This is a genomic window from Sabulibacter ruber (assembly GCF_017355955.1).
In the GTDB taxonomy this organism is placed as follows: Bacteria; Bacteroidota; Bacteroidia; order Cytophagales; family Hymenobacteraceae; genus Nibribacter; species Nibribacter ruber_A.
This window is the reverse complement of sequence record NZ_JAFFID010000001.1, coordinates 491,781-504,142: the sequence shown is the minus strand read 5'-3', so window position 1 is coordinate 504,142 and position 12,362 is coordinate 491,781. Positions and strand designations below refer to the sequence as shown.

Here is a 12,362-nt window from a genome sequence, read left to right as displayed (position 1 = left end):
GCTACTTCCAGGGACATTGGTGATCGTGGATGTGGCGTTCAAAATCCTCCCTGAAGTATTTCAGGGCGCTTTGCAGGGGTTCCATGGCACCGGGGGCAAGGGCGCAGAAGGTGTTGCCCGGACCAAGGTATTTGGTATGGAAATCCAATATGTTCATGTCCTCGGGCCGACCTTCGCCGCGGTCAATGGAGAGCAGTACTTTCTCTACCCAGGGCAGGCCCTCACGGCAAGGCGTACAGAAACCACAGGACTCCTGCGCGAAGAAATGCTGGAGGTTGTGCACGAAGCCCACGGGACAGGTCTGGTCGTCCAGGATGATCATGGTACCGGTGCCCATGCGGCTGCCCGCCGCCGCGATGGAGGTGTAATCCATGGGCGTGTCCAGGTGCTGCTCCACCAGGAAATCGGTGGAGGCGCCGCCGGGCAATGCCCCCTTGAACTTGTAGCCATCCAGCATGCCGCCAGCGTACTCTTCCACCAGTTCCCGGATGGTGACGCCCATGGGCAGTTCCCAGGCGCCGGGGCGTTTCACCTTGCCGCTCACGCCGTAGATCTTTGTGCCCGCATCCTGGGTGCGGCTCAAACCCTTGAACCATTCGGCGCCGTGATTCACGATGTGCGGCAGGCAGCAGAGCGTCTCCACGTTGTTCACGATGGTGGGTTTGCCGTAAAGTCCGCTCACCTGCGGAAACGGTGGTTTGGCCCGCGGCATGGCCCGTTTGCCCTCCAGCGCGTTGAGCAAGGCGGTTTCCTCGCCGCACATGTAGCGGCCCACCCCGGTGTGCAGGTGCATCTCCAGGCTGAACTCAGTTCCTAAAATGTTCTGCCCCAGGTAACCAGCCGCGTACGCTTCCTGAATGGCTTTGATGATGCCGTGGGCGGCTTTCTTGTAAGCCCAGCGCAGGAACACGTAGGAAATATCCGCCCCGATGGCATAGGACGCGAGGATCATGCCCTCAATCAATTGGTGCGGATTGCCTTCCAGCAGCATGCGGTCTTTGAAGGTGCCGGGCTCCATTTCATCGGCGTTCGCCACCAGGTATTTGGGCCGGGGCACGTCCGGACCCATGGGCACGAAACTCCACTTGAGCCCGGTGTTGAACCCGGCCCCGCCGCGGCCCCGCAGGTTGGAGTCTTTTACCAGCGTCACCACTGCCTCGGGCGTGAGCTCCAGCAGGGCTTTCCGCACCGCCTGGTAGCCGCCCACCCGCTCGTACTCCTGCAGGCTGAGGGGTTCTCTATCCGGGTGGATGTGTTTGGTCAAGGGTCTTTCCATGGGCTTTGCCGGGGCGGTTTATCTGTGGTGGTGCAGGATTCCGTCTAACTCCTCAATGGTCACGTTCTCGTACAGATGGTCATCAATCATGAGGGCGGGGGCGCGGTCGCAGGTGCCCAGGCAGACGTTGGGCAGGAGCGTGAAGCGGCCATCGGGGGTAGTCTCGCCGTACTTGATCTGCAGTTTCTGCATCAGGTGGTCCCGGATCTGCTCGTAGCCCATGACCCAGCAACTGATGCTGTCGCAGAGCAGGATCACGTGGCGGCCCACCGGTTGCCGGAAGATGAGGTTGTAGAACGTAGCCACGCTGTCCAGTTCCTCCGGAGACATGCCCAGCATAGAAGCAGTGTCTTTGAGGTCTTCATCTGAGACCCAGCCGCGGTGCTGCTGCACCACCTTCAAGGCCTCAATGCAGGCCGCCTTCTTCTGCGGCACCAGGCTAATCTCATGTTCAATCTGCGCGATTTCCTCCGTGGTCAGCATCTGTTCTTGGGTTAGGTTTGGTTGTTTTCCTCAGCAAAGGCAGCAGCCCTGCTGTATATAATTGAATCTGTGTCGATGTTTTCGTCCTAGATGAGCTCACCTGATGTTCTCTGTCTCAGGCCTGTTTTCCAGAAACCAGCCTAAAAACAGAGAACTCAGGTGGACATTCACTGTATCTTAGAAACCCTTCGGATTGCTTTCGCCAGCCTCAACTTTCTTGATTTTATCTTCAGCCGTTTAAGCCCTGTTTTCTTAGAATCAGCCAGAAATTCAAAGGCAGTCCTTAGCGTTTATCCTGAAGGCTTCCTCCTCATTCACTCAAACACTCATTCTCTCAATCACTCAATCTCTCAATCACTCAATCTCTCAATCACTCAATCTCTCAATCTCTCAATCACGCTACCGGTCGATATCCGCCAGCACGTAGTCCATGGCGCCCAGGATGGAGAGCAGATCGGCCACGGTATAGCCGCGGGTGATGTAGGGCAGCATCTGCATGTGGGGGAAAGAGGGAGTGCGGATGCGGACGCGGTACGCCGAGGTGTTGCCATCTGAGGTGAGGTAATAGCTGTTGGCGCCTTTGGTGGCCTCAATGCAGCTCATGGCCTCGCCCGTCGGGATCACCGGTCCCCAACTCACGTTCAAAAAGTGCGTGATGAGCGTCTCGATGTCCTGCATGGTGTGCTTCTTGATGGGCGGCGTGGTGAGCGGGTGATCGGCTTTGAACGGACCGGCGGGCATGTTTTTGAGGCACTGCTCAATAATGCGGAGGCTCTGCCGCATCTCGGCCACGCGCACCAGCGCCCGGTCATAGCAGTCGCCGTTCTGGCCGGTGGGTACCTCAAAATCAAATAGCTCATAACCTGAGTACGGCCGCGTTTTCCGGAAATCCCAGTCCATGCCGCAGGCCCGCAGGTTGGCCCCGGTCACGCCCCACTCAATGGCTTCCTCGGCGGTGAAGATCCCGATGCCCACCGTACGCGCTTTGAACAGGCTGTTCTTGAGCACCATGCTGTCGTATTCTTTGAGCCTTTTGGGGAAATAGTCCAGAAAACCCTGCACCAGCGTTTCCCAACCTTTGGGCAAATCCTGCGACACGCCCCCGATGCGGAACCAGTTGGGGTGCATGCGCCCCCCACAGATGGCCTCCACCACCTCAAAGACTTTCTCCCGGTCACTGAACATGTAGAACACCGGCGAGAGCTGCCCCAAATCCTGCGCAAAGGTGCCGTACCACACCAGGTGACTCGCAATCCGGAAGAACTCGCACATCATCACCCTGATCACCTTCACCCGCTCCGGCACCTCAATGCCCGCCAATTTCTCCACCGCCAGCAGATAGGCTAGGTTGTTCATCACGCCACCCAGGTAATCCACGCGGTCAGTGTAAGGAATATAAGTGTGCCATGATTGGCGCTCGCCCATCTTCTCGGCCCCACGGTGGTGGAAACCTATCTCGGGCACGGCATCCACAATGTCTTCACCGTCCAGTTGCAGAATGATGCGCAAAACGCCGTGGGTGCCCGGGTGCTGCGGCCCGATGTTGAGGAACATGAAATCACTGTCTTCGCTCTGGCGCGCCATGCCCCATTCCTCGGGCTTGAACTTCAAGGCCTCCTGCTCCCGGTCCTGTTTTTCGTCCCACAACCTAAAAGGTCCCATCTCCGTGGCCCGGGCCGGGTGCTCTTTGCGCAGTGGGTGGCCTTCCCAGGTGCGCGGCATGAGAATGCGGGACAGGTGCGGGTGGCCCTCGAACTTAATCCCGAAGAGGTCATAGATCTCCCGCTCGTACCAGTTGGCGTTGGCCCACAGCCCGGTGATACTGGGCAGGGAAGGATACTCTCCAAACAGACCTACTTTCAGTCGGATGAATTGGTTCCGGGCATAGGAGAATAGGTGGTAAACAATGGTAAAATCGGCGTGGGGGACGTGGTTTGTGGCCCGGTTGCGGGTGCGCTCGTCTAGGGCGCAGAGGTCGTAAAGGAAAGGAAAGGGCTGCGGGATTTCTTTCTTGAGGTACCGCAGGACCTCTTTGGCTTGGGCTACAGGCATCCAGAGGGTGAGGATCTCATCCTTGGTGGCCTGTACGGTAAAGGTGCCCTCACCGAAACGGGATTGCAGTTGCGCCAGAAGGTTGCCGTTGCTATCCATTGTACAGGAGTTTTGTACCCCGTTCAGGGGCAGATCCCTTTCCTTGTGTGCCTATTTCATTCCTCTACACTGACGGGGTTCCACTTACTATTAAGTTTATCCTGATGTATTGAATTCTGCTGGATTGTATCCTGATTTATATCTCATCCGGCGACCGGAAATCGGTCATCTGCCGGCGGTGCTCTACTTTGCGGGCTTTTACCTCCGTTTTATCCGGACGGATGATGCCTTGCTCGCCCACGCTCCAGCTCAGCGGCCGCTTCTCTTTCCCCACTGATTCTGACAGCAGCACCAGCCCTTCCATGAACGCATCGGGGCGAGGTGGGCAGCCGGGCACGTACAGATCTACGGGCAGGAATTTGTCTACCCCTTGCACCACGCTGTAGATGTCATACATGCCTCCCGAGTTGGCGCAGGAGCCCATGGAGATGACCCAGCGGGGCTCCATCATCTGCTCGTACAGGCGCTGGATAATGGGAGCCATTTTGATGAAGACCGTGCCGGCAATGATCATGACATCGGCTTCGCGGGGCGTGCCCCGGATCACCTCGGCCCCGAAGCGGGCCAGGTCATACTTGGGCGTCATGCTGGTGGCCATCTCCACAAAACAGCAGGACAGCCCGAAGTGAAAGGGCCACATGGAGTTCTTCCGTCCCCAGGCCAGCAGACTTTGCATGGAGCTGAGCATGATGCTCTGCTGCATGGTTTCCTCGTAGGAGCCTGTGCCCTTCACGGCGCCCGTGGGTTGTTCTGGTCTACTCAGCCACCACTTCATGCCGGGTCTCTTCTTTTAGGGTGATTTTCTTATAAGCCTGCAGAATCTTCCTACCATCCGGACCAAAGTCCAGCGCCCCGTTGCGCCACTCATAGATCAGCACCACCACCAGCAGCACTATAAATGCCAGCACCCCGAAATACCCGTACCAACCCAGTTCCTGAAACGCGATGGCCCAGGACACAATGAAAATGGTCTCCACATCGAAAATGACGAAGAGCATGGCAATGAGGTAGAACTGGGAAGAGAAGCGCAGGCGGGCCGTTCCCGTGCTCACAATGCCTCCCTCATAAGGCTCAGCGGTGGCGCGTTCCTGGTGCCGGGCACCCAGAAAGTGGGAGATGAGCAGAATGACTCCGGCTAAGCTGAGAACAATGGCAGCATAGACCAATAGAGGCCAGAGCAGGGTTGTTTGGGTAGAATTGGTCAAAGCGCATTCCCCTCCAGGGAATCGTTTGGATTCTGGTTACAGCATAGTGCAAGAGAAGGGATTGAACACACTACGGGTTAGTACCCCTTAGTGACCGGTAATGTAGTGCTCCAGGTTCTCAATGATGTATTTCTGTTCCTCAATGATGTACTTCACAACGTCTCCAATGGAAACCAGCCCCACCAGTTCGCCGTTTTCCAGCACGGGCAGGTGCCGGATGTAGCTTTGGGTCATCAGTTTCATGCAGTCTTCAATGGAGGTGTCTGGAGTAACGGTGATGGGGCGTTCGCTCATGATTTCCCTGACCAGCGTTTCTTTAGAGGCCTTGCCTTTCAAGATTACTTTGCGGGCGTAATCACGCTCGGTGAAGATTCCGGTAAATTTTCCACGTTCCACAATCAGGAGGGCCCCCAGGTTTTTCTCGCACATAAGTTCAAGTGCCTGGTACACGGTTTCATCGGGCTCAATAGAGAAAATAGTGTGCCCTTTGCTGGCTAAGATGTTTCTTACCTTTCCCATTTTTCCTCTTCCTCCGTTTTGATAGTTTTCCAAAAGAGGGGAACCTCTTCAATTTTGGGATTTATCTTTTCAGATAAGGAAATATAATACTATGTTTTAATATTTCAATAATTAATTTCAATTTATTAACCAAAATAAAAAAATGTACCTAAACTAACGGGTGTGAAATAGGAAAGCCTTAATAAGTTGAAGTTGGAGTAGGAAAGGAGGTTTTCTGTTTTAGGCTCATTTATCCTAAAGCTAGCCAAAACCACCAGGCAATATACAGGGCAAACCTTTACAGCAGGAGAGGTGCACTAAGGACTAAGTCTTTAAAGCAGAAGGCTGACTCAGATCATCAGGAATGAATCTAAGTCAGCCCGCTCTTTCCAATTCAGTTAATCTGCTATATCCTCTTTGTTTTTGCTTTACTCCTGCGGCAGGTGAATGAGGAAACTTGTTCCTATGCCCACCTTACTGGATACCTCTATTCTGCCTCCCATGGCCTCTATGTGGTTTTTAACCAGGTATAGCCCCATGCCTCGACCTTCCTGTTTAGGATGGAACCGTTTGTAAAGCTTGAACAGGTTTTTCTTTTCTTTCTGGGCATCAAAACCGGAGCCATTGTCTGAGAAGGAGATGATGATGCCTTTCTGCTCATCCCCGAAGCAATTCAGATCTACCTGAAGCGGACGTTCCTGCGACCTGTATTTTATGGCGTTGGAAATAAGGTTATAGAAAACGCTGTATACGTAGGCTTTGTTGGCTTTAAGGGTAAGCCCATCTGGGATGCTGATGTTTACTTTGGCTCCTTCTTTCTGAAGCGTGACAAAGAAAGAAGACATGGCCTGGGAAACTACATCGTTGAGGTTGACAAGTTCCCGCTCCAGGTTGCCTTTTTTGTCTCTGATGCTCAGAATGGTATTTACGTCTTTAAGTACGGTATCTAGTTTGTAGATACTTTGCCTTAGAAAATCCAGTGTTTTCTCAAATTTGGTTTTATCGGCGGCGGTGTTCAGCAGCAGGTCTGCCAGCCCCATGGCATTGGCTACCGGAGACCTTAAGTTATGCGAGATAATGTACGTGAACTGCTGAAGGTCGCTGTTCTGGCGGTAGAGGTCTTTGGCCAGCTTGGCTAACTCCCGCTCAGAAGTTTTAAGAGGGGTTATATCGGTCTGGACTTCCACAAAACGGATGATGTTGCCATGCTCATCCAGTACCGGGGAAACTTCCACCGAGAGCCAGACTTCTTCCCCGGATTTCTTCAGGTTCAGAACCTCAAAGGATATCGCTTCTCCACGAAGCAGATTCTGCTCCAGGGCGGCAAAGGCCGTCTTGTCGGTTCTGGTGCTGTGCAGCAAGTCAGAAGGTTTTTTGCCAATGGCTTCCTCCGGGCTGTAGCCAAACAATCGCGTAAAGCCGTTGTTTATCCATTCTATGTGCCAGTTTTTATCGGCGATGAGCACACTGTTGTTGGTTCTGCTGGCTACCAGTGAGAGCTTCTCTAATTCTTTCTGGGTAGCTTTCCTGTCGGTGATATCTGAGAGTATTCTGATGCGTTTTGTGAGTTCCTGTTTTTCGTTCAGCACCGGGGTAAGCTCTACATCCAGCCACCTTTTCTGGCCTGTTTTTCCATAAACAAGGATTTCCTCTCTGAACGCTTCCGGTTTTTCAATCCCATCATAAATCCGCTGGATGGTAGAAGCATTGGTTTCTTCTCCTTTCAGTAACTCTACCGGTGTTCTGTTCACGGCCTCCTCCAGGGTGTAACCCGTTAGTTTGGTGAAGCCTTCGTTGACCCATTCTATGGTATTGGAATTGCCTGTGATTACTACCCCGTTGGTGGTATGACGGGCAACCAACGAGAGCCGTTCCAACTCTTGCTGCGCTTTCACCTGCTGGGTTACATCGTCAATGTAGATAGATAGTCCTTCCTCAGAGGGGTAGGCCTTTACCCGGAGCCATTTACTATGGGTTTTAAGAAAGGAAGTGAAATCTACGGTTGAGTCTGTTTCCAAGGCTTGCAGAAGTTGTAGGTAGATCTCGCTTCCCATTTCCTCTGGTAAGAGGTTCCAGAAGCTCAGGCCTATGTGCTGCCTTCTATCCAAAGCCAGCAGGTTTTCTGCTTCGCTGTTGATATAGGTGATCTGCCAGTCTTTGCTTAAGGTGAGAAACGCATCGGTGATGCTTTCCAGAATGGTGTTCAGTTTATGGGCCTGGTGCTGGATGGTCTCATAGGACAGAACCATAGGCGTGATGTCTTTGGCTACGGTTTGGACACCCACAATCTGCCCATTCACCCAGATAGGGTACTTGGTGGTGTCAAAAACCCGTCTTTGGCCCGATTCACATTCAAACTCCAGATCACACCGCAGCATGCTTCCTAAAAGCGCCTCCTTGAACGATTGCTCTGCCACGGAAATCAGGTGAGGAGGAAGAAAAGCGGAGGCCGGCCGGTTTATAGCCTTATCCCTGGAGATCCTCCAGGCATCGCAGAAACTCTGGTTTACCTCTGTCACCAATCCTTCGGTATTTTCCAGAAAGATGACATCGGGGTTGTGCTCAAACAACGCTTTGTACCTCTGTTCACTTTCTTCCAGGTTCTTCCTGCTGATCCTCAGTTCCGTTACATCCCTACCGATGGCGTAAATGACCTGATCTTCGGCAGACCAGGCCCCACTCCAAAGAAAATACAAGGTCTGGCCGGTTCTGTGGATTAGCCTAATCTCTAGATTGGTTCTGTTATGTCCCGCAAATACGTCATTGATGGCCTCTTGGGTAATTGGAAGATCTTCCTCTAATACAAAACCAGAAAAATGCTGACCGCACATCTCCGTGCTTTGGTAACCAAGCAAGGTGCTGCTGGCTTCGCTTACCTGAAGGAAGTTCCCTTGGTGGTCAATGGTGCAAAGCAAGTCCTGCGAGTAATGGGCCATTTTTCCCCATACATCCTCCTTGAGACTTAGTCCTGAAGTGTTCTGAATCACGATCTGTTGAATAGAATATGGCCGGCAAAATTACAAAAAGGTAAAATTGCTCACTAGTGCGTTTTAGGCCTATTTAGATCAGAATTAAAGGAAAGTATAGGATTGAAGATTTGTTTCAGGAGAAGCTGTGTTGGTATGTTTATATTTTGTAAAAACTAAAGAATTACGGGTTAGCTAACTGTCTGCTCTGATTGGCTGGTTAGTGGAAGGAGAAGAGAGTTCATGAATTACAAGATAACAATCGGGTTGGCTTACATTTACTCCCATTGCATATTATCAAGCTAATTGTTTTGAAGGTGATATCTAGAAAAGAGCATAAAAACGAAAGACACTTTAAGGTGAGAAAGATTGGTGATTGCTTTTGATACCTTAAGAGACCTTACTATTTGCTACTGATTTAGCTAAAAGAATTGTTTTATGCTCCCTTCAGAAAAGTAGTTGCGAAAAGACTTAAACTGCCTTCTTGGTTAGGTATGATGATTTCCATCAATCCTCTTGAATAGCAAAGAAGTGGGTATTGATAAGAAAATAAAAAGGTGAACCGGTCAATAGCCCTTTCTAATGCTAGTTGAGGCCAATGACCAGTTCACCTTACCTAATGTCCTTTCTTAATAGGACTTATATTTATATTGAATCAGGAAAGGATTTAAAACTGATGTGGTGATTCTACCTTATACAAGTCCCTTCTCAATCTCGGCCACTACAATTGAAGCTAGGTTTTTGAGGATTTTCTGGTCTGATTCAGAGAAGTTTTTTGGTTCCTTGTCTACAATGCAGAGGGCGCCAATATTGTACCCGTCTGAGGTAGTTAGAGGGGCGGCGGCGTAAAACTTTAACCCGAATTCTCCAACTACCATGGGGTTAGCCAAAAGGCATGGTTCCTCCCTGGCATTTTCAAAGACAGTGGTTTCGTCCCGAAGGATGGCAAGGGAGCATAGGCTGGTTCCTCTGGGCACCGGTGAAGTAACCTCCATGCCGGCACTGCCTTTGGTCCAGACATAGTCCCGGTCCACCAGGTTTACCAGCGCAATGGGAACATCAAACATGCGGGTAGCCATAGCCGCGATGTGCTTGAAAGGGCCCTCTTCTTTATGGGTATCCAAGGCATGTAGACTGCGCAGCTTTGCCAATCTCTCTTCTTCATTATCGGGGATGATGGGTATCCCAAAAGAATTTTCCATTTGTACTTCTAAATCTAAACTACAGCCCTACCTAAGTGCCATACGTATTCTGGATTCAAAAGTAGGGTATATTTTTGGATTTATGTAAAGTAGAAAAAATGGAGATAATTATATATTTCCAAGAAGATGAAGTCAGGAGGAGTCGGTCTTAACAAGACAGGCTGAAAGTATACCGAATTATATTGTTAAAGCCCCAAGGAAAGGAAGAGGGTTAAAGAGGAAGGGGAGAAACAGTTGGGGTTTGCTGCACTTTGTAGATTTTTAAACCGGTTTTGATATAGAATTTTATCACTTGCCCAATAATGTAAGGGCTTTTGCTGAAGAGCAAGGCTTGCCTGATTAGGTTTTGGGCGCATTTCCAATTGGGAGATTCCTTCCAGATATTAAAAGCCATCCCAATCAGAAAGTTGGCGCAATGCTCCTTGGCTTTATACATTACTTCTTTCCGGTGGTTTTCGGGTATATGTTTTTGAATAACATTTATGGTATGGAGAAGATCAGTGAACGTTTTGCCGCTTACCGCTTTTTCCCAAGTTAAAGATCCCAGGTGACCCCGGTATTCTGCAAGCACTTCTGGGGTGTAGGCAACCGGGTAACTTTTCGCTATCCTCACCCACATTTCCCAATCCTCGCCATAGTTAATTCCATAAAACCCGCCCAGTTTCTCGTACACTTCCCGCCGTACAACCATGGCAGCATACTGAATGCGCTGCCGCTCTGCTATCCTGATAAGCCAGTTCTCTAAAATCCCATCCTGTTCGGCTTCGGGATCATATATCTTGGTTGTAGCGCCTTGTTCATCAATGAAACTGTAACTGCTAAAGGCGGCGCCCGCCTGCGGGTAATTTTGAAAAAGAGAGGCTATTTTCTTGTAGAATCCGGGTTTCACGCGATCATCGCCATGGAGTAGGTGTACCAAGCGCCCGGTTGATCTTTTCAGGCAAGTTTCAAAGTTTCTAAGGCTGCCTACATTAACGGGTTGCCTGTAGTAACCTATTCTACCCTTGCCTAATTCCTGAACCAGCAATTCTACATCAGTGTCGGTGCTGTGGTCGTCTACAACCTCAATCTGCATCTGGTCCTCACCCGGATCCTGCGCTAGCACGCTGTTCAGGACATCTGGTATGTATTCAGCACAGTTGTAAACCGGAATCATCACTGACCACAAGGGCCTACTCTCATTGTTACTTAATTCCGGTATATATGGTGCTGAAGTTGGGATACGCTCCATAAAAGCTAATTAAGGACTTTGTGATAGATCAGGGGGTGATACTTGTTTGTATTTATAGGTTTATTACCAACTTCTCTGCTGTATCTAATGGTAGATCCTGGTTCCTACGTTATGGTATTCAGAACATTTACGTATAAAGAGTATAATTTTTATAATATAGCCTTGTAATAAAATACAATTCACCCGATTGGTTTTTATCCTTTTCAAGGAACCTACATAAGTAAGTGGTTCTTAATTATCTAAGTTACAAAAATGCCTTAATAAGTTCTTATATTTTCTTTAAAAATTTGTATTCATAATGGTGTTATATAATCAAACAAACCTTAGTCATGTTGGAGCACTAATGTAGATTAGCGTTTAACTCCTTCGCTTGTTGAGGGGTATATATGAAAGGCAGGATCATTTTGGTGCCTTTTGCTAAAAGGCACCAAAAAGGAGGTTAAAACAAAGCATAACCAAATTCCTCGATCTTTTTAAGCTAGATGATACTTTGAAAATCCGTTAAAATCAAAAAATGGGCTAAAAACCCTTTTATAGCCAATATTACTTGCCGATGCAGAATGTAATATTTATTTATAGGAGTCTGTATTGCAGGGAGTTACAAAGAGTTTTCTGTTTTTGAGGTACAAATAAGGAGCAAATAGTAGATTTCTGCCGTGTAGACTTGTAATAATATAGTCTTATTTATTGACTATAATTTCACCATCACTGTCACTTAGCGGAGCTATTATTGTGCCATGTGGTGTAGCGTAATAACCATCCCTTTCTATGGCAGCAGCAATCTCAGGGGTAACTATAGAATCTGGAGTTTCTTCTATTGTTTCTTCCGAGCCTAACATTGGAAACATTTCTAGTTGTTTCCCAATTTCTGAGGGCTCTGGTATAAAAGGGGGTTCCGATACGTGTATACGACCATTAGCATAACGTTTAAGGTCTGGGTCGGTGGAATAAATTACCTCAACTCTATTTGTTATTGCTACTGCTACTAGCATGCAGTCATATTTAATGGAGCCTTTTGTAACCTTGTGCTCCTTACGGTAGGCTATTAGGTCTTTATCATTATAAGAGTCATAGAGGAGTTCTGCACAGACCTCAGCAGCCATAGAGTCAAACGGTACTATACGAAACCTTCTATCAAATAAATCCTTTATAGCTTGCTGTTCACTAGGATTTGCACAGGATAAAAGCTCTACCATTTGTGGTACAGGTAGTAAAATCTTGTATTTGCGCTCTTGTAGCCAATCTAATAAGCGTTTGCTTTCGGCAATTTTATGAAATTGCTCTGGTCTAGCCTCTCCTTTTATACCCCAGATGAAAAGTTGACTATCAATTAAAACAAGCCTGCTCATA

Annotated in this window: 10 protein-coding genes; all 10 read right to left on the bottom strand. The window is 49.3% G+C overall.

The genetic code is table 11. The features are described 5' to 3' along the window. Position 1 precedes the first annotated feature (1 nt). Positions 2–1,276, bottom strand: coding sequence for an NADH-quinone oxidoreductase subunit NuoF (nuoF, locus tag JT719_RS02150; RefSeq protein WP_207430605.1), 1,275 nt, complete (start codon positions 1,274–1,276; stop codon positions 2–4). An 18-nt stretch (positions 1,277–1,294) separates the two neighbouring features. Next, positions 1,295–1,759, bottom strand: a complete 465-nt coding sequence (nuoE, locus tag JT719_RS02145) for an NADH-quinone oxidoreductase subunit NuoE (RefSeq protein WP_207430603.1) — start codon at positions 1,757–1,759, stop codon at positions 1,295–1,297. Between the two features lie 399 nt (positions 1,760–2,158). Next, positions 2,159–3,910: an NADH-quinone oxidoreductase subunit C/D gene (gene nuoC / locus JT719_RS02140; RefSeq protein WP_207430601.1), complete on the bottom strand. Its 1,752-nt coding sequence runs from the start codon at positions 3,908–3,910 to the stop codon at positions 2,159–2,161. A gap of 136 nt (positions 3,911–4,046) precedes the next feature. Then, complete coding sequence (locus JT719_RS02135) at positions 4,047–4,685, bottom strand: NADH-quinone oxidoreductase subunit B (protein WP_207430599.1); 639 nt, start codon at positions 4,683–4,685, stop codon at positions 4,047–4,049. Next, a complete protein-coding gene (locus tag JT719_RS02130) occupies positions 4,666–5,115 on the bottom strand; it encodes an NADH-quinone oxidoreductase subunit A (RefSeq protein ID WP_207430598.1) in 450 nt (149 codons plus the stop codon). Before JT719_RS02130 ends, JT719_RS02135 begins: the two co-directional genes overlap by 20 nt. 87 nt (positions 5,116–5,202) lie before the next feature. Further along, a complete protein-coding gene (locus tag JT719_RS02125; protein ID WP_207430596.1) occupies positions 5,203–5,634 on the bottom strand; it encodes a CBS domain-containing protein in 432 nt (143 codons plus the stop codon). 407 nt (positions 5,635–6,041) lie between these two features. Continuing rightward, entirely contained in the window at positions 6,042–8,600 is a 2,559-nt protein-coding gene (locus tag JT719_RS02120; protein ID WP_207430594.1) for a PAS domain S-box protein, read from the bottom strand. 671 nt (positions 8,601–9,271) lie between these two features. Further along, entirely contained in the window at positions 9,272–9,781 is a 510-nt protein-coding gene (locus JT719_RS02115) for a GAF domain-containing protein (RefSeq protein WP_207430593.1), read from the bottom strand. Between the two features lie 211 nt (positions 9,782–9,992). Beyond that, positions 9,993–10,937, bottom strand: a complete 945-nt coding sequence (locus JT719_RS02110; protein WP_242693049.1) for a glycosyltransferase family 2 protein — start codon at positions 10,935–10,937, stop codon at positions 9,993–9,995. Positions 10,938–11,692: 755 nt separating this feature from the next. Further along, positions 11,693–12,361 carry a PIN domain-containing protein gene (locus tag JT719_RS02105; RefSeq protein WP_207430589.1) on the bottom strand — a complete coding sequence of 223 codons (669 nt, stop codon included), beginning with the start codon at positions 12,359–12,361 and terminating at the stop codon, positions 11,693–11,695. Between the last annotated feature and the right edge of the window lies 1 nt (position 12,362).

Bases quoted from the DNA above. Each gene is read 5' to 3' on its own strand.
- nuoF (WP_207430605.1), bottom strand. From the start codon at position 1,276: ATGGAAAGACCCTTGACCAAACACATCCACCCGGATAGAGAACCCCTC.
- nuoE (WP_207430603.1), bottom strand. From the start codon at position 1,759: ATGCTGACCACGGAGGAAATCGCGCAGATTGAACATGAGATTAGCCTG.
- nuoC (WP_207430601.1), bottom strand. From the start codon at position 3,910: ATGGATAGCAACGGCAACCTTCTGGCGCAACTGCAATCCCGTTTCGGT.
- JT719_RS02135 (WP_207430599.1), bottom strand. From the start codon at position 4,685: ATGAAGTGGTGGCTGAGTAGACCAGAACAACCCACGGGCGCCGTGAAG.
- JT719_RS02125 (WP_207430596.1), bottom strand. From the start codon at position 5,634: ATGGGAAAGGTAAGAAACATCTTAGCCAGCAAAGGGCACACTATTTTC.
- JT719_RS02115 (WP_207430593.1), bottom strand. From the start codon at position 9,781: ATGGAAAATTCTTTTGGGATACCCATCATCCCCGATAATGAAGAAGAG.
- JT719_RS02110 (WP_242693049.1), bottom strand. From the start codon at position 10,937: ATGATTCCGGTTTACAACTGTGCTGAATACATACCAGATGTCCTGAAC.
- JT719_RS02105 (WP_207430589.1), bottom strand. From the start codon at position 12,361: ATGAGCAGGCTTGTTTTAATTGATAGTCAACTTTTCATCTGGGGTATA.